The 19,210-nt window shown below is 63.7% G+C and carries 17 protein-coding genes; 12 read left to right on the top strand and 5 right to left on the bottom strand.

Features of this window, described 5'->3' with window-relative positions:
• The first annotated feature begins 64 nt into the window (after positions 1-64).
• The 9 genes from GSQ89_RS35265 (at position 65) to GSQ89_RS35305 (ending at position 9,227) form a co-directional block, all read left to right on the top strand.
• Positions 65-805, top strand: a complete 741-nt coding sequence (locus GSQ89_RS35265) for an ABC transporter ATP-binding protein (protein WP_158932786.1) — start codon at positions 65-67, stop codon at positions 803-805.
• Positions 802-1,617: an ABC transporter permease gene (locus GSQ89_RS35270; protein ID WP_254073534.1), complete on the top strand. Its 816-nt coding sequence runs from the start codon at positions 802-804 to the stop codon at positions 1,615-1,617. The genes GSQ89_RS35265 and GSQ89_RS35270 overlap by 4 nt, the downstream gene beginning before the upstream one ends.
• On the top strand, positions 1,614-2,234 hold the full coding sequence (locus GSQ89_RS35275) for a histidine phosphatase family protein (RefSeq protein ID WP_158932787.1): 621 nt from the start codon (positions 1,614-1,616) through the stop codon (positions 2,232-2,234). Before GSQ89_RS35270 ends, GSQ89_RS35275 begins: the two co-directional genes overlap by 4 nt.
• A 495-nt stretch (positions 2,235-2,729) precedes the next feature.
• Positions 2,730-3,245, top strand: a complete 516-nt coding sequence (locus GSQ89_RS35280; protein ID WP_158932788.1) for a hypothetical protein — start codon at positions 2,730-2,732, stop codon at positions 3,243-3,245.
• Between the two features lie 246 nt (positions 3,246-3,491).
• Positions 3,492-3,692 carry a zinc-finger domain-containing protein gene (locus GSQ89_RS35285; protein WP_158932789.1) on the top strand — a complete coding sequence of 67 codons (201 nt, stop codon included), beginning with the start codon at positions 3,492-3,494 and terminating at the stop codon, positions 3,690-3,692.
• Positions 3,693-3,801: 109 nt separating this feature from the next.
• Positions 3,802-6,480: a DNA polymerase I gene (gene polA / locus GSQ89_RS35290; RefSeq protein ID WP_254073535.1), complete on the top strand. Its 2,679-nt coding sequence runs from the start codon at positions 3,802-3,804 to the stop codon at positions 6,478-6,480.
• A gap of 108 nt (positions 6,481-6,588) precedes the next feature.
• A complete protein-coding gene (gene map, locus GSQ89_RS35295) occupies positions 6,589-7,395 on the top strand; it encodes a type I methionyl aminopeptidase (protein ID WP_158932790.1) in 807 nt (268 codons plus the stop codon).
• Positions 7,396-7,447: 52 nt separating this feature from the next.
• A complete protein-coding gene (gene radC, locus GSQ89_RS35300) occupies positions 7,448-8,203 on the top strand; it encodes a DNA repair protein RadC (RefSeq protein WP_158932791.1) in 756 nt (251 codons plus the stop codon).
• A 103-nt stretch (positions 8,204-8,306) separates the two neighbouring features.
• Complete coding sequence (locus GSQ89_RS35305; protein ID WP_158932792.1) at positions 8,307-9,227, top strand: threonine/serine dehydratase; 921 nt, start codon at positions 8,307-8,309, stop codon at positions 9,225-9,227.
• Positions 9,228-9,350: 123 nt separating this feature from the next.
• Here the strand turns inward: GSQ89_RS35305 and GSQ89_RS35310 are convergent, their stop codons facing one another.
• Entirely contained in the window at positions 9,351-10,406 is a 1,056-nt protein-coding gene (locus GSQ89_RS35310; RefSeq protein WP_158932793.1) for a D-2-hydroxyacid dehydrogenase, read from the bottom strand.
• Positions 10,407-10,550: 144 nt separating this feature from the next.
• Between GSQ89_RS35310 and GSQ89_RS35315 the strand changes: the two genes are divergently transcribed.
• Positions 10,551-12,203 carry a long-chain fatty acid--CoA ligase gene (locus GSQ89_RS35315; protein ID WP_158932794.1) on the top strand — a complete coding sequence of 551 codons (1,653 nt, stop codon included), beginning with the start codon at positions 10,551-10,553 and terminating at the stop codon, positions 12,201-12,203.
• A 38-nt stretch (positions 12,204-12,241) separates the two neighbouring features.
• Positions 12,242-12,682 (top strand): cupin domain-containing protein, encoded by a 441-nt coding sequence (locus tag GSQ89_RS35320; RefSeq protein WP_158932795.1) that lies wholly within the window; start codon positions 12,242-12,244, stop codon positions 12,680-12,682.
• Between the two features lie 52 nt (positions 12,683-12,734).
• On the opposite strand, the gene GSQ89_RS35325 is transcribed toward GSQ89_RS35320, so the two are convergent.
• The 4 genes from GSQ89_RS35325 to GSQ89_RS35340 form a co-directional block, all read right to left on the bottom strand.
• The gene (locus GSQ89_RS35325) at positions 12,735-13,649 is read right to left on the bottom strand and encodes a hypothetical protein (RefSeq protein WP_158932796.1); all 915 of its coding nucleotides are present in this window, start codon (positions 13,647-13,649) and stop codon (positions 12,735-12,737) included.
• A 429-nt stretch (positions 13,650-14,078) separates the two neighbouring features.
• A complete protein-coding gene (locus GSQ89_RS35330; RefSeq protein ID WP_158932797.1) occupies positions 14,079-15,185 on the bottom strand; it encodes a mandelate racemase/muconate lactonizing enzyme family protein in 1,107 nt (368 codons plus the stop codon).
• Position 15,186: 1 nt separating this feature from the next.
• Positions 15,187-16,197 (bottom strand): ABC transporter substrate-binding protein, encoded by a 1,011-nt coding sequence (locus GSQ89_RS35335; RefSeq protein ID WP_158932798.1) that lies wholly within the window; start codon positions 16,195-16,197, stop codon positions 15,187-15,189.
• Positions 16,198-16,313: 116 nt separating this feature from the next.
• Positions 16,314-17,597 carry an MFS transporter gene (locus GSQ89_RS35340; protein WP_158932799.1) on the bottom strand — a complete coding sequence of 428 codons (1,284 nt, stop codon included), beginning with the start codon at positions 17,595-17,597 and terminating at the stop codon, positions 16,314-16,316.
• A 194-nt stretch (positions 17,598-17,791) separates the two neighbouring features.
• Between GSQ89_RS35340 and gorA the strand changes: the two genes are divergently transcribed.
• Entirely contained in the window at positions 17,792-19,159 is a 1,368-nt protein-coding gene (gene gorA / locus GSQ89_RS35345; RefSeq protein ID WP_158932800.1) for a glutathione-disulfide reductase, read from the top strand.
• The last annotated feature ends 51 nt before the right edge of the window (positions 19,160-19,210 follow it).

The following is a 19,210-nucleotide window of genomic DNA, read 5'->3' on the forward strand; positions in this document are numbered from 1 at the left end:
CCGCCAACCGCCTCTTGGCAATCGTCTCTTGGCGGATGCCCGCAAGCGCCGTATCCGGACGCCCATGGACGCGATTCAGGTCGAGAACCTCTCAAAACGATACGGCGCGGTTCTGGCGGTGGACGACATCAGCTTCGCCGCGCCGACGGGGGCCACGGTCGGGCTGCTGGGTGGCAACGGCGCCGGCAAGACCACCACCATCGCCATGCTGCTGGGCCTGCTGGTTCCCACCTCCGGCCGGATCACCGTGCTTGGGCACGACATGGCGAAAGACCGATTCGCGGCGCTGGCCCGAATGAATTTTTCCTCGCCCTATGTCGCCCTGCCGTCGCGGCTGACAGTGCGGGAGAACATGCGAGTGTATGGCCACCTCTACGATGTGGCCCGTGTCGACGACCGGATCGCCGTGTTGGCCCGGGAACTCGACCTGGGGCCGATCCTGGATCGCCCGGCGGGCCAGTTGTCCGCCGGCCAGAAAACCCGGGTGGCGCTGGCCAAGGCCCTGATCAACCGTCCGGAACTGCTGCTGCTGGACGAACCGACGGCCAGCCTGGACCCGGATACCGGCGACCTGGTCCGCACCTGGCTGGAACAATACCGCACCGAGAGCGGCTGCACGATCCTGCTCGCCAGCCACAACATGGCGGAGGTCGAGCGACTGTGCTCGCACGTCGTGATGCTGAAACAGGGCAAGGTGGTCGACCGCGGCAGCCCGGACGAGCTGCTGACGCGCTACGGCCGGCACGATCTGGAGGCGGTGTTCCTGGACATCGCCCGCGATCGCCGGCAGGCAATCCCCGCATGAGACCCCCCAACTTAAAACCCATGTTCCGCCGCATTTGGGGCCTGATGTACCGCCACCTCGCGCTGTACCGCCGGTCGTGGCCGCGCATGCTGGAACTGGCCTACTGGCCGATCCTGCAGATGTGCATCTGGGGCTTCACCGCCCGCTTCCTGGCCGCCCGGCTGGGCAATCCGGGGCTGATCGCGGGCGCCACGCTGCTGGGCGGCGTGTTGCTGTGGGAAGTGACGCTCCGCAGCCAGATGGGCATGTCGATCTCCTTCCTGGAGGAAATCTGGTCGCGCAACCTGGGTCATGTCTTCGTCAGCCCCCTGCGTCCGTTCGAGCTGATCGCAGCGCTGATCGGCATGTCGATCATCCGCATGCTGCTCGGCGTGGTACCGGCGATCCTGCTGGCCTGGGGGCTGTACGCGTTCAACCTGTTCACCCTGGGACCGGTGCTGATCCTGTTCTTCATCAACCTGATGATCATGGGTTGGGCGGTGGCGCTGGGTGTCGTCTCGCTGATCCTGCGGCACGGCGCCGGAGCCGAACCACTGGCATGGGGCGTGCTGTTCGGGCTGGCGCCGTTCTCGGCTGTATTCTACCCGGTCTCCGTATTGCCGGCGTTCGTCCGGCCACTGTCCTATGCACTGCCCACAACCCATGTGTTCGAAGGCATGCGAGGCGCGCTGCTGCACGGTGAGGTACTGTGGGGCCACCTGGCCGCCGCGTTCGGGCTGAATTTGATCTGGATCGCCGGTGCCGCGTGGCTGTTCACGCGGCAATTCCATGCGGCCCGTGTGAGCGGTGCCCTGATAAACATTGGTGAATGATGGAGACCTCTTTCTGGCTGATCCGCCACGCGCTGGTGTCGGAAAACGCCCGCGGCTTCCTGTACGGCGTGATGGACGTGCCGCTATGCGAGCCAACCCTGCTGGAGCAGGCACCGATGTATCGCTCGCTGGCCGCTCGGTTGCCACGTTCGGCCGACTGGCTGGTAACACCGCTGTCGCGCACCCGGCGCACCGCGGAGACGATCTTCGCCCACGGCTATCCCCAGACCCAACTTGGCGTGGAACCGGACCTCATCGAGCAGTCCCTGGGCGAGTGGCAAGGCCTGCCGCACGCCGAACTGCCAGCAAAGCTGCTGCACCCCGCGCACGCGTTCTGGCCGCTGGCCGGCAGCGAGAAGCCGCCCGGCGGCGAAAGCATGGCCGAGGTCATCACCCGCGTTGGCGCGGCGATGGAGCGCCTGGCCGAGACGCACGCCGGGCGGGACGTGGTGATCGTCAGCCACGGCGGGGCAATCCGTGGCGCGATCGCCCATGCGCTGCGGATCGAGGCGGACAACGCGCTGCACATGTCGGTGCAGAACCTGTCGTTGACCCGGTTGCAGCGGACGGTAGATGGGTGGCGGGTGCAGTGTGTGAATGAGTTGCCGGGGTATTGATTCCACCTAGTGAACGCCGGAATCCCGTTCAGTCAGGGTAATCGGGCGAATGCGTAAGGTGATGATCAGTTGGAACGTAGGGCCTGTACCGGTTGGCCGGGAAATATCGGGGTTCTGCGGTGTTCCTGTCGCCGTGTCTGTCGGTTTGAGAATCACAGGGGTTGCAGTTGGAGGATTTGTAGGCAACGAAATTATAGATGAAACACCCTCGAAACTCGCGCAGCAAGACTCAGAATGTAGGGCAACACAGCCAACCCTCAAAGATCGTCGATAACGCTGACAATCCATCCGCCCCAAAACAATCAGACCGGACTGCGTTCGAGCCCACGATTGCTATCCCACGACCAAGAGCACCACGCCCACGAGCGTCGATTCTGGAATCGGCAAATCCTGGTAGCCAAGTGGCTTAATGGAATAACTTTGGGAGGTTCTATCGCCGCGTGTCTTGGACTGATCGCCCTCTATGTAAGTATATTAGGCGCCAATGACTCCACGATGAGAGCCAATCGAGCGTGGCTTTCACCGTCCTTCATGGTGCTCAATCGCCCTCTTGAGAACGGTAGCACCATTGGCTTTCAAATTCACGTGGAGAACGTTGGCCGGGAACCTGCCACCAACGGGGTCTACACATTCAACTATTTTCTCGCGCCCTACATTACCGAAGGCAACGGCCCCGACGTCTTTCAGGAAAACACGACTTGCAGAGGCCTAAAGCCTGTCCCGCACAGCGGCATCACGATATATCCAGGCACAGTCAAATTTTGGATCCCATACAGCTTTGAAGATAAGAAAATGATTGCTGACATTTTGGAGCGGAAAGGGTCTCTTGTTATCGAGGGGTGTATCGCTTTTTTGACTTTTGGGCAAAGACATACAAGCGAATTCCGGTTCTTTTTGAGAGATACGCTTGGCCCTAGCTGTTGGGCTGCCAAAGAGGGCATTACCACGCCCCAGGGCGTCATGCAGTGTTGGAATTTCAATGGAATGCTCAGGGGTAGCGGATCCGATTGACACGATGCAGTCCCTTGGTCGGGCTATCTCCCAATCCATTCACACCTCCGCCATCCGCGTGCATCTGCGTTCATCTCTTGTTCATCTGCGTAAGGCGCCTTCCTTGCTAAAATCCTCACCACCCGGCCCAGTTCGACCTCCACCGACCGCCTAACCCGATTTCTCGGCCCGTTCACCGAACCAAGGTTGAAAGCATCCGCCGCATCGCTATCATCGCGCACCCTTCCGACCACCCAAAGGAACCTCATGCTCGACGGTGCTGCCTCGGCGATCACGCCGACCGAGATCATCCACGTAGAGTCACGCACCGTGGCCTGTGACGGCGGCGATGGCGCCCTGGGTCATCCCAGGGTCTTCCTGCGCATCGCCGATGAACAGGTGATGTGCCCGTACTGCTCGCGTCTCTATGTCCTGAACCCGGGAGCCGATCACGCCAGCGGACATTGACATCGCCGGTGAGATCCCGGTCGAGGCGGAGGTCACCGCCAAGAAGCTGCACCTGATCCTGATCGACGGATCGGGGTTCATTTTCCGCGCCTTCCACGCCTTGCCGCCGATGACACGGCCGGACGGCACGCCGGTGAACGCGGTGTTCGGCTTCACCAACATGCTGGCGAAGTTGTTGAAGGAGCATGTCGGGACCCATATCGCGGTGATCTTCGACGCCGGGCGGCTGACGTTCCGCAATCGGCTGTACGATGCGTACAAGGCGCAGCGGCCGCCGCCGCCCGAGGAACTGATCCCTCAGTTCGCGCTTATCCGCGAGGCGACCGAGGCGTTCGGCGTGCCAGCGATCGAGCTGGCGGACTGGGAGGCCGACGACCTGATCGCCGCCTATGCGCTGTCGGCGACCAATGACGGCGGCCAGGTGACCATCGTGTCCTCGGACAAGGACCTGATGCAGTTGATCCGGCCGGGCGTGGAGATGTTGGACCCGATCAAGCAGAAGCCGATCGGTCCGGCCGAGGTGATGGAGAAGTTCGGCGTCACCCCCGACAAGATGGTGGAGGTGCAGGCGCTGATCGGCGATTCCGTCGATAACGTGCCGGGCGTGCCGGGGATCGGGCCGAAGGGCGCGGCGCAATTGATCAACGAATTCGGCGACGTGGAGGCGGTGTTGGCCGCGGCGCCTGGCATGAAGCCGTCGAAGCGGCGGGACATGCTGATCGAGCATGCCGACAAGGCGCGTATTTCCCGCACGCTGGTGCTGCTGCGGGAGGATACGCCGCTGCCGGTGCCGGTCTCCGAGTTGGGCCAGCGGGACGCGGACCGGGAGAAGCTGACGGCATGGCTGACGTCGCAGGGGTTTCGCAGCACGATCAGTCGCCTGGGGCTGGATGGGCCGGCGCCCGCGCCGGTTCAGGCGAACGCCCCGCTGCAGAGGGTGGTGCAGCCTGACCTGGGGCTGGTGCCGCCGCCGCCCGAACACGGGTTCGGGCCGTATGAGAGTGTGACCTCGGCCGAGGCGCTGCGAGCCTGGGTGGCCGAAGCGACGGCGATCGGCCGGGTGGCGATGGATACCGAAACCGACGGGCTGGACGCGATGCGCGCGCGTTTGATCGGGTTTTCGCTGGCCACCGCGGCGGGACGCGCCTGCTATGTGCCGGTGGCACATGAGGTGCTGGGCGAGCAGTTGAAGCTGGCCGACGCGATCGAGGTGCTGGGGCCGCTGCTGACCGATCCGTCTGTGCTGAAAATCTTCCAGAACGCCAAGTTCGACATGATGATCTTGTCGCGCGCCGGCTTCCCGATGCCGGCGCCGGTGGAAGACACCATGCTGATCTCCTACGCGCAGGAGGCCGGCATGCACGGACATGGCCTGGACGAGCTGTCGCAGTTGCATCTGGGACATACCCCGATCAGCTATGACGCGGTTACCGGCACCGGGCGCAATCGGGTGCCGTTCTCCCAGGTGCAGATCGATCGTGCCACGGCCTATGCGGCGGAGGACGCCGATGTCGCGCTGCGGCTGTGGGACACGCTGAAGCCCCGGCTGCGACTGAACGGCGGGCTGGCGCTGTATGAGCAGGTGGAACGCCGCCTGCTGCCGATCCTGCTGGACATGGAACGCGCCGGGGTGAAGGTCGATGCCGATGACCTGCGCCGCATGTCGGTCGATTTCGCCGAACGCATGGCGGTGATGGAGCAGGATTGCCATCACCTCGCCGGTCATCCGTTCAACGTCGGCAGCCCCAAGCAACTCGGGGAAGTGCTGTTCGACGAACAGAAGCTGCCGGGCGGCAAACGGATGAAGACCGGTGCGTGGGGGACCGATTCCTCCGTGCTGCAAGCCCTGGCGGACCAGGGCCACGACCTGCCGAACCGCATCCTGGAATGGCGGCAGTTGCAGAAGTTGAAATCCACCTACGCCGACGCCCTGGTGACCGACATCAATCCGGAAACCGGCCGCGTGCATACATCCTTCGCGATGGCGATCGCCTCCACCGGGCGGCTGTCGTCGACCGACCCGAATTTGCAGAACATCCCGATCCGGACGGAGGAAGGCAGCCGTATCCGCCACGCGTTCATCGCCGAACCGCGGCATGTGCTTGTCAGCGCGGACTACTCGCAGATCGAGTTGCGGCTGCTGGCCCATGTCGCCGACCTGCCCGTGCTGAAGGACAGTTTCGCCAACGGCGAAGACATCCATGCCCGCACCGCCAGCGAGGTCTTCGGCATCCCGATGGCGGGCATGGACCCGATGACCCGGCGGCGCGCAAAAGCGATCAACTTCGGCATCATCTACGGCATTTCGGGGTTCGGGCTGGCCCGGCAGTTGGGGATCACGCCGGGTGAGGCGCGTGGATACATCGGTCGTTACTTCGAGCGTTATCCGGGTATCCTGGAGTACATGGAGCAGACGAAGAAAACGGCGCGCGAAAACGGCTACGTGGTGTCGCCCTTTGGCCGCCGCTGCTGGGTACCCGGAATCGCCGACAAGAACGGCGCACGGCGAGCGTATGCGGAGCGGCAGGCCATCAACGCGCCGCTGCAAGGCGGCGCGGCCGATATCATCAAGCGTGCGATGGTCCGGCTGCCCGCGGTGCTGAAGGCCGAGGGCCTGCGCTCCCGCCTTCTGTTGCAGGTGCATGACGAACTTTTGTTCGAAGCCCCGGAGGACGAAGCCGACGCTCTGGCCGGTGTGGCCAAGCGCGTGATGGAAGCCGCCGCCGTACTGTCGGTACCGCTGGTGGTGGAGACCGGTTCGGGCCGGACATGGGCAGCAGCGCACTGATCGGCTTCGCCGGCGACCCCTGTATGGTTACAAGGTTGGCCTTGCGCCGGACCGGGTGGTTGCGCATGTTGCAAGGAAGCGGCGGAAGAAGGCAGGCGGAGCAAGGTTATGGACGGCGGAGCAGACTCAAGGCGCATCACGATACACGCGCCAGGCGATTTTGCCGGAATGCGGGCGGCAGGAAGGCTCGCCGCCCAGACCTTGGACATGATCGCGCCGCATGTGAAGCCGGGCGTGTCCACGGCGATGCTGGACAAATTGTGCGACGATTTCATCCTTGATAATGGCGCGATTTCCGCCTGCCTGAACTATCGCGGCTATCCGAAGTCGATCTGCACCTCCATCAACCATGTCGTCTGCCACGGTATCCCCAGCGACCGGAAGCTGGAGAACGGCGACATCCTCAACATCGACGTCACGGTCATCCTGGACGGCTGGCACGGCGATTCGTCGCGGATGTATGCCGCCGGAACACCGAACACACGAGCACGGAACCTGATCGACGTGACGTACGAGTCGCTGATGCGCGGCCTGAAGATGGTGAAGCCGGGGGCGACGCTGGGCGATGTCGGCCATGCGATCCAGACATACGTCGAGGCCAACCGCTTCAGCGTCGTCCGCGACTTCTGCGGCCATGGCATCGGCCGGCGCTTCCATGAACCGCCGAACGTGCTGCATTTTGGCCGTATCGGTGAGGGTCCGATCCTGCGCACCGGCATGTTCTTCACCATAGAGCCGATGGTGAATGCCGGCCGGCCGGAGGTGAAGGTGCTCGACGACGGCTGGACCGCGGTAACGCGGGACCGCAGCCTGTCCGCCCAGTTCGAGCACATGATCGGCGTCACCGATACCGGCTGTGAGATCTTCACCCTGTCCCCCACCGGATTGGACAGGCCGCCGCTCGGCGTTAGCTGATTGGCAACATTTGGCGGTTAGGGTCCGCGGCGATCGTTTTGCCGCGAGCCCCATGTCCAAAGAGCCCAAGCCGGCCGGTATGGCCGAATTTTCGTTCCTGCCCGATCTGGTGCCCCAGCCGATGGAGCCTTCCACCCCGGTTGGCGCCGAAGGCCATCGGCTGCGCATGCGCCAGCGGCTGTTGAAGGCCGGGCCGGATGCGCTGGCGGATTACGAGATGCTGGAGATGATCCTCTTCATCGCCCTGCCCCGGCGGGACACGAAGCCTCTGGCACGCGCACTTCTGGCTCGATTTCGAACCTTCGGCGGCGTCCTGGGCGCCCCGCCAACCGAGTTGATGGGCGTCGACGGAATCGGCGAGGCAGGTGCGGCGGCATTGAAGCTGGTCCAGGCCGCGGCACTGCGGATGATGCGGCAGGACATCGCGGCACAGCCGGTCCTGTCGACTTGGGAACGGCTGACGGACTACCTGATGGCGGCGATGGGTCACGAACGCGTCGAACAGTTTCGCGTGTTGTTCCTGGACGGCAAAAACAAGCTGATCGCCGATGAGGTGCAGGGAACCGGCACGATCAATCACGCCCCGGCATATCCGCGGGAGGTGGTGCGGCGGTGCCTGGAACTGCACGCCAGCGCGGTGATCCTGGCGCACAACCACCCCAGCGGCGAGCCGGCACCCTCGCGAGAGGATGTGGTGCTGACGACGGATATCGTGCGTGCGGCGGCGACAATGGGGATCGCCGTGCATGACCACATCATCATCGGGCGAGGAAAGTGGCTGAGCTTTCGGGCGGAGAAGCTGTTCTGAACAACCCAGCCCAGGCCCGCCGGGCAGGCCGGAACCGACCTTCCCCCCGGTCGGCACCCCGCAACTTGTCGGGAATGCTCGCACGTGGCAGCGTCCCGCAATCATGAGCAACCGGAAATCAATTTCTGCCGCGGCATCCCGCATATCTGCGTATGTTCGACATACACCTGTACTGCGCGTGAGCTTGGGCACAGGTTCACCTGTCGCGTTAAAGTTGGAGCTGCTGCAACACGCTGGCAGCTTCAAGCCGCGCGGCGCGTTCAACCGGCTGCTGTCGGCGGATCGTCCGGCGGGGGGCGTCATCGCGGCGTCCGGCGGCAATCACGGCGCGGCGGTCGCCTACGCGGCACGCAGCCTGGGAATAAGCGCGGAGATCTTCGTTCCGTCCGCCACACCCGCGGCCAAGGTGGCGCGCATCGCTAGCTATGGCGCGCACGTGGTGCAAGGCGGCGAAACCTATGCCGAGGCCCTGGTCGCCTCCCGCCGCCGGCAGGCCGAAACGGGCGCGCTGGAGGTCCACGCCTACGACCATGCCGACGTGCTGGCCGGTCAGGGAACGGTCGGGCGGGAATTCGAGCAGGATGCCCCCGACCTGACCCACATCCTGGTCGCGGCCGGCGGCGGCGGGCTGATCGGCGGCGTCGCCGCGTGGTACGCCGGCAGCGCCGAGATCATCGGCGTCGAGCCAGAAGGCTGCCCCGCCCTGCACGACGCCCTGCGCGCCGGAAAACCGGTCGATGCCCCCGTGGGCGGGCTCGCGTCCGACAGCCTGGGCGCGCGTCAGGTCGGCGCGCTGATGTTTCCGATCGCCCAACGCTTCGTCAGCCAAGCGGTGCTGGTGACCGATGAGGCAATTCTTGCCGCGCAACGCCTGCTGTGGGACCAGTTCCGGCTGGTCGTCGAACCGGGCGGCGCGACCGCCGCCGCCGCACTGTTATCGGGACGTTTCGTTCCGCCGGATGGCGCTCGGGTTGGCGTGGTGGTCTGCGGGGCGAACACCGATCCAGCAAAGATCAGCGGCTGATCGGCGCTAAGGACGCCTGGGCCGAAATGTTGGACGATTTGTGCTGAATAAAAACCGAAGCGTCGGAAGCGGACGGCTTCCGGGCCCCAGGCGATCACGCTCTACCGCGGCCGCAGTAACACACTAATACCCCCGTTCCCAGTCGATCACGTTCCGCATCGGCCGTCCGTCGATCCAGGCGCCTAGATTGTCACAGAACAGATCTGTGCCGCCATGCCGCTCCTCATCGCTGGCACCCGAGATGTGCGGTGTGATCAGCACCCGCGGATCGGACCAAAGCGAGGCGATCGGGGGACGCTCGAACTCACCGACATAGACATCCAGCGCCGCGCCCCGCAGATGATCGCGGGCCAGCGCATCGGCCAATGCGTCCTCGTCAATGATCTCGCCACGAGCGACATTGACCAGGATGCTGCCCGGCTTCATCGCAGCGAAACGATCCTTGTTGAACAGGCGTTCGGTTTCCGGCGTCCACTGGCAGCAGATGACCACGACATCGCTGTCCGGCAGAAGCCGATCAAGGTCCGCGGCGCCCCCGACATAGGAAAATCCCGCCGGCAACGGTTCGGTTGGCGGATGGCGGCGGGTGCCCACGACCCGCATGCCCAGCGCGGCGCACAGACGGCCGACCTGCCCGCCAATGCCGCCGGCACCGACGATGCACGCGGTCTTGCCGTCCAGCAGCAGCGGCCGGTAGGCCCGAGCGGCGAATGTTTCCGCATCCCGATCGATGGCGGCGCGATGCAGGCCCTTGGCAATAAACGTGATCCCCGCCACCGCGTATTCGGCGATCGCCAGCGCGTTGGCCGCCCCGCGGGATGTCGTTACGATCACATCACTGCCCCACAGATCACCGCGCAAGAGGTTGCTGGCGCCCGCCGGGCGTTGATGCAGCCATTTCAGCCGCGGCGCTCGCGCCCGCAAATCGAGCGGAAACGGCCATCCGCCAATGACAATGTCCGCCTCGGCGAGCAGCCGGTCGCGTTCCTCCCGCGTTCCCCGGCCGGTGGTGCCCGGCTTGAGGTAGCGTTCCGCGGTGAAGGCCGGCCAGGTCTCGCGATACTCGCCGTCGAACCAGCCGCCGGCGTCGGTCAGCCGCACCGCCGGATCAACAGCCTGGATCTGCGCTTTGTCCGCCGCACCGAGATGCGTAAGGCTAAGAATGTTGACGGTTTGCATGGATGCTTGCCCGATCACAGAGGAACCGCCGGACCTTAGACCACGATCGGTTGCGGCCAAAGACAGTGGTCCTTTCGCTCCCACGGTCCGTCGTGCAACAATCGCCCCTACAAAAAACACGAAGGCGCTTCAGGGAGCGACACGATGCTTGGCCTCATGCAGCAGAAGAACCTGCTTCTGTCCTCAATCATCCAGCATGCCGCGCGCTGGCACCCCAACGCGGAAATCGTCTCCCGCATCAGCGAGACGCAGATCCATCGCTCCGATTACGCCACCATCGAACGGCGCTCCCGCCGGCTCGCCAACGTGCTGCGCCGCCTGGGCGTGAACCAGGGCGACCGCGTCGCCACCATGGCCTGGAACGGTTACCGGCATCTGGAGCTTTACTGGGCGATCTCCGGCATGGGTGCGGTTTGCCACACGATCAATCCTCGGCTGGCATCCGACGACATCAGCTACATCATCACCCATGCGGGCGATTCCGTCCTGTTCGCCGACCTGTCTTTCGTGCCGCTGATCGCCGCGATCGCACCCGACCTGACCGGCTGTGTCCGCCACGTCGTGCTGCTGGCCGATTCGGCCGAGATGCCCGACCTGGCATTGCCCGCCGGCATGACATTGCATGGCTACGAAGACCTGATGGCGCAGTCCGATGAGACGTTCGACTGGCCGGACTTCGACGAAAACACCGCCAGCGCGCTCTGCTACACCTCCGGCACCACCGGCCGGCCGAAAGGCGTTCTCTACAGTCACCGCTCCGCCGTGTTGCACGCCCTGGCCGCCAACGCCGCCGACAACTACGCCTTCCGGGCGATGGACCGCATTTTCGTGGCAACGTCGATGTTCCATGCTGCCGCCTGGGCATGGCCCTACGCCGCGGGCATGAGCGGGTCCGCACTGGTGCTGCCGGGACGCTGGCTGGACGGCCAGACCGTCCTGAACACACTGAACGAAGAACGCATCACCTATTCCGGGGGCGTGCCCACCATCTGGCTGGGCGTGCTAGACGCGTTGCGCTCGTCCGGATCCACCCTGCCCTACCTGAAACGCCTGATGGTCGCCGGCTCCGCCTGCCCGCGCGTCCTGATCGAGGGCTTCGGTGCCTACGGCGTCGACGTCTATCAAGCGTGGGGCATGACCGAGACCAGCCCGATCGTCACCCACCACGCCACCGTCCCGGCCACCGCCGGCCTGGACACGGAAGCGGCGACACGGTTACGCCTGAAACAAGGCCGCCCGATCTACGGCGCCGACATCAAAATCGTCGATGCCGGCGGCAACGCGTTGCCGCACGATGGCGTGGCGTTCGGCGACCTGCTGACCCGCGGCCCCTGGGTCTGCCGGGAATACCTCTACCGCGGCAGCGAAGGCGCGGCAGCCGAGGACGGCTGGTTCGCCACCGGCGACGTCGCCACCATCGACCCGGACGGCCATGTCGAGCTGGTGGATCGTTCCAAGGATGTGATCAAATCCGGCGGCGAATGGATCAGCTCGATCATGCTGGAGAACATCGCCGTCTCCCATCCTGACGTGGCGGAGGCGGCGGTCATCAATGCTCGGCATGAACGTTGGCAGGAACGTCCGCTGCTGCTGGTCGTCCCACGCAGCGGGCACTCGATCAACACGGATGATCTGATGAAGCTGTATGACGGTGCCGTGGCGAAATGGTGGCATCCGGATGCCGTGGTGGTGGTCGATTCACTGCCGCATGGCGCGACGGGGAAGCTGAACAAGCTGGCACTCCGGCAGGCATACCAGAACTATCTGATCGACAACCCTACCGCCGCCGGCCGGTGATATGCGATAAGACGGACCTGAAACCGAGGACAACCACTATGCAGCCACGTATCACCTCGCTGGATCAGGCCACCGCCATCCGGCCATTCGGTATCGATATGAAGATCATGCTGGGCGCCGAACACACCGGCGGAACGTTCTCGGCGATCGTCGCCGACGTCGCCCCGGGTGAGGGCCCGCCGCCGCACCTGCATCAGGACCGGGAAGAATATTTCTACGTCCTGGACGGCACCTATTCGCTGACGGTCGATGGTGTGGAATCCACCATCGGACCCAACACGCTGGTGTTCGTGCCGCGCGGCACGGTACACACCTTCACCAATATCGCCAGCACGCCCGGCCGGTTGCTGGAATGGACCATTCCGGGCAGCAACGGCGACTACTTCCAGGCGGTGGACAAGATGCAGGCCGAAGGTGGTTTCGACCCGGAGAAATTCGCTGCGATAAACAAGCAATTTTCGACCGAGTTTGTTGGTTAGGGTCTGATCGCGCAAGCGGACCGTCGTGGAGAGCGGCTTACGCTTGCCCATTCTATGCCGGCGGGATCCGGAATCCGATACGGCCCGCCGTTGCATCGTAGAGGTAATCAGCACCTGCCAACACGTTTCTGCCTGTATTGATGCCGCTCCCGACGCGCCACTCCACCTGTGATGGCGCCGAGACTTCATTGTTATCACCGGTGACGAATGAATATTGCAGCGACGGTTCATTCGCCATATCCGCTGGCGGCGCCGATATGGTCACCGAGATACCGGGGGGGAACGCGGTATCGTTCGGCAAGTTGGGGGGCACGGACTCGGCGCGGACCCATAGAATCATTGCACTGATGCCAGTATCCATCAGAAAGGGCAGATCAGCGTAATACTCGTCGGGACTGAAATCGCCCGATAGACCGACACTGCCTGAAGGCTGCATCCAATCCCTTCCAGAGGCATCGCCGGAGAGTTTCATGAACGAGAAGCCTTCCATATTGCTTGCGGCCAGGCCGACATCGAGGCCCTGCGTGCTGATGATGTAGCCATGACGAAGATGCGTGCCCTGGTGGCGTAAATGCAGTAGCGGGTTGCGGGCTGGCCCTCCGTCGGCCAGCCCACCAATCCCGAAACCGATACCGAACACGCCGCCGGTGAAATCGGCCGGCTGGTCCACCGCGAAAACCTCAATGTAGGCAACCGGATAGTCGCCCGTCCCGTCCCACGCAGCCGGCACGCCGATCACGACCGGCACTTTGACCCACTGGCCCTGGTAGGTCTTGCCGCTGCTGATATAGCCGAATGCGATGTCCTGAGACGGATCGAACGCCTGATAGTCGGGGCCAAGGACGGTTCGAGGCACCAATATCCCGACCGATCCCGTATCGACCAGAAAAGCGTGCGACGCCCCGCCCCCCAGCGCAGCACTGACATGCAAACCGTTCACCAGGTTCGAGTTCGCGGTGAATGGCACATGATAATGCATCTGATTCGACTGACTCATCCATGCCTCCTGTTTCGGCGCTTGTGACCTGCATAAATCGGCTGGTGGCGTCCTTCGGATCGGGTCACGCTGCAGTAAAACCACGGCTTCCGCGCAATCGACCTGCCCCTATTGTCGGGTGGCCGTCTATTCTTGGGGTTGGAAGAATTCAAACTGTTCTTTCGATATCTTAAATGACGGCCCGCCCTGCTTCAACATCAAATTGGAGGTTCGCTGTCCCGTCGATGGCCAGGAGCAAACGATCAGACCCAACACGCTGGTGTCCGTACCCGGTGGTACAGTGCCAGCACACCGGGGGCGACTGCTGGAGTGGACCATTCCAGGCAGCAACGGCGATTATTTCCAGGCGACGGAGACGTTCGCCGCGATCAACAAGCGGTTTTCGATTGAGTTCGTGGGTCAGATCTCCACACGCCGAGCAGCGAGGGCTTCCTCGTTCATTGTCAGGCCGAGACCGGGGCCAGTGGGCAAATGGAATAACCCGTCGATCGGTAGCGGCGGGTTGTCGAACACAGCGTGGGTGCGGGTTGAGGGATCGTTCCACTCGGCTGGCTTGGTCCCTTGCAGCAGCGAGGCCACGACGTGCAGGTTTGCCACGTGGCCGATCATCGGCTGGGTCTGGTGCGGCACCAGTTCCACGCCGTGCGCATGCGCCAGGGCGGCACAGCGTAGCAGGCCGGTGATGCCGCCCATCTTGACGATGTCGGGCTGGACCATGCGCACGCCGGCGTCTATCAGGTCGGCCAGTCCCGCCAGCGTGTAGGTTTGCTCACCGGCCGATACCGTAATGTCCAGCTTGCGCGCCACCTCGCCCATCACATGAATATGGTAGTGCTGGACTGGTTCTTCGAACCACCAGAACTCCAATTCCTCCAGCGCTCGGCCGACGCGGATCGCGCCGCCGGACGTGTAACAATTATTGGCATCGAAGGCCAACGGAAAGCCGTCGCCGACCAGCTTTCGCACCGCCCGCGCTTTGGCGATATCACCTGGAATATCGGCATCCAGAGTGGTTCGATTGTTATCGAACCGGATCTTCACCGCCGCCGGCCTGTCGCGTAACCGAGCCTCGACAACGCGAACGACAGCGTCGATATCGCGGTCGCCGTTGCCGCCGATCGAGGCGTAGAATGGCAGCGCCGTCTTCCAGGCACCGCCGATCAGCTTGTAGATCGGCAATCCGGTCAGCTTGCCCTTCAGATCCCATAACGCGATATCCAGCGCCGCCATCGCGCCGGTCAGCGCACCCTCTGGCCCCAGTTTCACCAGCGTGTGCATGGCCTGATCCAGCAGCACGGCATGATCCAGCGGGTCGCGTCCCACCAGCATTGGCGCGATGTCGTGCACCACCATGCCCAGCGACGCTCGGCCGCCTTGCATGGGGGATGCCTCGCCGATGCCGATCAGACCGTCATCGGTATGAATGCGGACGAAGGCACTGCGCTGTGATGGCTTGTCGGTGGCGGCCCAGGCGACCTGGAAGGCCTCGATTCGAGTGATCTTCATGTCAGCTTCCCTCCACGTCCTGGCTTTCCTCGAAGAACATATCCTTCCAACTGTCCGGCTGGCGCTTCAACCGCCCGACCTTGTGCATGAAGACGGCGAAGTCCATGACCTTCATCGGGACAGTCGTATAGACGACATCCGGATCGGCCACCCAGCCGGCCATCTGCTCGACGCTGGCGTGTTTGTCGCCGGTCAGTTCCAGATAGATCTGCGCCGTCGGCCGAGGATTCGAACGAATGAAATCATTCGCCTCCTGCTGCGCCGCCAGCACTGCGGCACAGACTTTCGGATTGGAGTCGTGATAGGCCTTGGAGGTCAGCATGACGCCATTCGTGTGCATGCCCCCGGTGATGTCGTACGACTTGAACACCCGATGCACACCCGGAGCGGCCTGTTCGTAGTAATAGAACGGCGAACTCGCCAGATGGCAGTCGATCTCCGACCGTCCGCCCAGCAGTTCGGCCATCGCATCCGGATGCGCCAAGGTGACGGTCAGGCTGTCCAACCGGTCGTACGCGGAAAATCCCCACTGATTGGCGGCGGCCATCTCCAGAGTCAGGGCATGGCCGGTGATCTTGACACCGGGCAGCGCGATCTTGTCGTGTTCGGTCAGATCGGTGATGGAATGGACAGCCGGATTGCGGGTCATCAGCACGAACGGCATCGACTGCAAGGCCGACAGCGCCTTGATATCCCGCCCGGTGCCGGCGGTCTTGTCCCACAACGTCGCCAGCGTGGTCGAACCTGGCCCGATGAAGCCGACCTGCCCGGCCAACAGCGCGTCGATCTGTGGCCCCGGGCCGCCCAGCACGGACCACTCGGTGCGCAGGTTCGGCAACCCGACCTTGGCGGCATGGCGTTCGACCAGATGCTCGTGCTCCATGACCATCATCGACATGTAGCCGAGGCCGTATTGCTTGGAGATGCGGACGATCGAATCCTCCGCCCGCACGCGCCGGCTGACGAACGGGCTGGCGAGCAGCGCCAGTCCCAGGCTACGGCGGTTCAGCATGCGGTCGTTCCCCTCCCCTTGCATTGGGGAGAAGACGAATGCGGTTCAGTCTGCCCGTCAAGCCCGCCGAACCGGGGTGGCCAAAACAAAAGGCCACCCCGTCCCGTCCGGCGCGGTTACTCGGCCGGCAGGATCTCCATGTCGGCGACCAGCACCTTGCCCTTGGTTTCCGGCCCTGCCAGCAGTGAGCAGACGAAGCTGATCAACGCCAGTGACGTCAGCACCAGCATGGGCATCGCGAAACCGAAGCCCTCGTTGACCGCGATATAAGTCAACACCGGCGCGACAAGTCCGGCGAAGATCGCCCCCTGGTGGTAGCAGAACGCCACCGCGGTGGCCCGCACCTCGGTGGGGAAGCGTTCACTCAGATAGCTGGGGTTCTGTCCGTAGATCGCGCCCGCGCAGGCCCCCTGCAGGGTGAACGCGATCACGATGGTCGTGTAGTCGGCGGTGAGCAAATAGATCGGCGTAAGGCAAAAGCCCAGGATCGCCGGAATGATCATCGCCCAGCGGCGGCCGATCTTGTCGGACAAACCGCCCCACAGGAAGCTGGCGACGAACGTTGCCGCGTTGGTGAACACCAGCGGCCACCCGACCGCCGACGGCGACATATGCAGGTCGCGCGTCAGATAGGTCGCGAACAGGCCAAACACCGAGTAGTAAACGATGAAACCACTCGCCATCCACCAGCAGGCGGTGATGGTGTTGAGGATCATGCTGCGCCGGAAGATCGCGATCAGCGGCGCCTTCACTTCGGCTTTCTTCGCTTTCTGGATTTTCTGATTCTCCACCCAGACCTCGGGTTCCTTCACGTAGAAGCGGATCCAGACCACTGCGAGGGCCGGCAGAACGCCCATCCACAGCATGCCGCGCCAGCCGATATACTGGAATATCGTAGCATACAGCAGTGCCGACAGCAGGTATCCCAACGCCCAGGACCCTTGCAGGATACTGGACATCAGCCCGCGGGAGCGAGGCGGCCAGGTTTCCATCGCCAACGCGCAACCGGCCGGCCACTCCGCGCCCATGCCCAGACCCAGTAAGGTCCGCGCCACCAGCAGGAAGACGAAGCTGGGGGAAAATCCGGCGGCGAAGTTGCACAGCGAGTACCACAGGATGGAGATCATCAGGGGTGCCTTGCGACCCATTCGGTCGGCCATCCAGCCCGCCACGACCGCCCCGAACAGCCGGAACCAGAGGGTCAGCGTAAAGACGATTGTGACGGCAGTCAGCGGCTCATGGAACTCCTTGGCGATGGCGACCATGATGACCAGGAAGACGGTGAAATCGAAGGCATCCAAGGTCCAGCCGAGCCAGGCGGCGATGAAGGCGTACCATTGGTCTTTGGTGGGTTCCCGCCACCATGGTACAGCATCTCCCGCTTTCGAAACATAAGACATATTGAAGACTCCCAAGTTTTTGTTTTGTTATCGTAATGGAATGTCGGGATGTAGTCCCGCCTCCGTTAGGTAGTGTGCCTGAAGACAAAGGCCGCTCCAACCGGTTTTCATCGGGTTTCCGGGCGCCGGTGGTTAATCTTGCGCCATCATTGCCCAGGCCACACATTAGGGACCAACAAAAGAGGACTACCCGCATGGACTTCGATCTGTTTGTCATCGGCGGCGGTTCGGCCGGCGTTCGCTGTGCCCGCATATCCGCCGGCCACGGCGCCAGCGTCGGCATCGCTGAGGAACGCCATTGGGGCGGCACCTGCGTCAACATCGGCTGCGTGCCGAAGAAGCTTCTGGTGCAGGCCGGCGAGTATGGCGGCTGGGCCGAGGACGCGGCCGGCTTCGGCTGGACCATCACCAAGGGACCGCATGACTGGGGCAAGCTGATCGCCGCCAAGGATCGGGAAATCACCCGGCTGGAAGGCATCTACCGCAAGCTGCTGTCGGGTGCCGGGGCCACGATATTCGACGGACGCGCGGTGCTGGTCGATCCCCACACCGTGGAGGTCGCGGGCAAGCGGGTGACCGCCAAGAATATCGTCGTCGCCACCGGCGGCTATCCCGAACGCCCGGACATCCCGGGGGCGGACCTGGGCATCATTTCCGACGACGCGTTCTACCTGAAGACCATGCCCCGGCACATCGTCATGGTCGGGTCCGGCTACATCGCCGTCGAATTCGCCGGCATTTTCCGGGCGCTCGGGGCCGAGGTGCACCTGGTGTATCGCCAGCCGCTGCCACTGCGCGGGTTCGACCAGGACGTCAGGGAATCGATGGAGGAGGCGCTGGCGGCGCAAGGCATCATCTTGCATCCCAACAGCACGCCCGCGAAGGTGGAGGCGGACGGCGACCGCCGCATCCTGGCGCTGGGCGACGGGCGGACGCTGACCACCGACATGGTGTTCTTCGCCACCGGCCGGCGGGCCAACGTCAAGGGGCTCGGCCTGGAGGCGGCCGGGGTCGAACTGAATTCCAAGCACGCGATCAAGGTCGACGACCAGTTGCGCACCACGCAGCCGCATATCTACGCCATGGGCGACGTGACCGATCGGGTGAACCTGACCCCCGTCGCGACAGCCGAGGGCCATGCGCTAGCGGATTCGCTGTTCGGCGGCCATCCGCGAACGGTTTCGTTACGGAATATTCCGTCCGCGGTGTTCACCACCCCGCCGGTCGCCACGGTGGGTCTGACCGAGGACCAGGCCGCCGCGCTGTGGCCGGTAGACGTCTATGTGACCCGCTTCACGCCCATGCGGCACAACCTGTCGGGACGGGCGCGCAAGACGATGATGAAGCTGGTGGTGGACAAAGCCACGCAGAAGGTCGTCGGCGCGCATATGCTGGGCGAGGACGCGGCGGAGATCATCCAGGGCATCGCCATCGCCGTCGTGATGGGCGCGACCAAGGCGGATTTCGACCGCACCATCGGGATTCACCCGACGGCAGCGGAGGAATTCGTGACGCTGCGCACCCGAACCCGGACAACGGATCTGGCGAAGGCGGCGGAGTAAAAACCCCACATCGACTGACAACAACCTAATATTACTGGCATCACGAAGAAC

The sequence above is a fragment of the Acidisphaera sp. S103 genome (assembly GCF_009765975.1).
Lineage (GTDB): Bacteria > Pseudomonadota > Alphaproteobacteria > Acetobacterales > Acetobacteraceae > Rhodopila.

Bases quoted from the DNA above. Each gene is read 5' to 3' on its own strand.
- GSQ89_RS35265 (WP_158932786.1), top strand. From the start codon at position 65: ATGGACGCGATTCAGGTCGAGAACCTCTCAAAACGATACGGCGCGGTT.
- GSQ89_RS35270 (WP_254073534.1), top strand. From the start codon at position 802: ATGAGACCCCCCAACTTAAAACCCATGTTCCGCCGCATTTGGGGCCTG.
- GSQ89_RS35275 (WP_158932787.1), top strand. From the start codon at position 1,614: ATGATGGAGACCTCTTTCTGGCTGATCCGCCACGCGCTGGTGTCGGAA.
- GSQ89_RS35280 (WP_158932788.1), top strand. From the start codon at position 2,730: ATGAGAGCCAATCGAGCGTGGCTTTCACCGTCCTTCATGGTGCTCAAT.
- GSQ89_RS35285 (WP_158932789.1), top strand. From the start codon at position 3,492: ATGCTCGACGGTGCTGCCTCGGCGATCACGCCGACCGAGATCATCCAC.
- polA (WP_254073535.1), top strand. From the start codon at position 3,802: ATGACACGGCCGGACGGCACGCCGGTGAACGCGGTGTTCGGCTTCACC.
- map (WP_158932790.1), top strand. From the start codon at position 6,589: ATGGACGGCGGAGCAGACTCAAGGCGCATCACGATACACGCGCCAGGC.
- radC (WP_158932791.1), top strand. From the start codon at position 7,448: ATGTCCAAAGAGCCCAAGCCGGCCGGTATGGCCGAATTTTCGTTCCTG.
- GSQ89_RS35305 (WP_158932792.1), top strand. From the start codon at position 8,307: ATGAGCAACCGGAAATCAATTTCTGCCGCGGCATCCCGCATATCTGCG.
- GSQ89_RS35310 (WP_158932793.1), bottom strand. From the start codon at position 10,406: ATGCAAACCGTCAACATTCTTAGCCTTACGCATCTCGGTGCGGCGGAC.
- GSQ89_RS35315 (WP_158932794.1), top strand. From the start codon at position 10,551: ATGCTTGGCCTCATGCAGCAGAAGAACCTGCTTCTGTCCTCAATCATC.
- GSQ89_RS35320 (WP_158932795.1), top strand. From the start codon at position 12,242: ATGCAGCCACGTATCACCTCGCTGGATCAGGCCACCGCCATCCGGCCA.
- GSQ89_RS35330 (WP_158932797.1), bottom strand. From the start codon at position 15,185: ATGAAGATCACTCGAATCGAGGCCTTCCAGGTCGCCTGGGCCGCCACC.
- GSQ89_RS35335 (WP_158932798.1), bottom strand. From the start codon at position 16,197: ATGCTGAACCGCCGTAGCCTGGGACTGGCGCTGCTCGCCAGCCCGTTC.
- GSQ89_RS35340 (WP_158932799.1), bottom strand. From the start codon at position 17,597: ATGTCTTATGTTTCGAAAGCGGGAGATGCTGTACCATGGTGGCGGGAA.
- gorA (WP_158932800.1), top strand. From the start codon at position 17,792: ATGGACTTCGATCTGTTTGTCATCGGCGGCGGTTCGGCCGGCGTTCGC.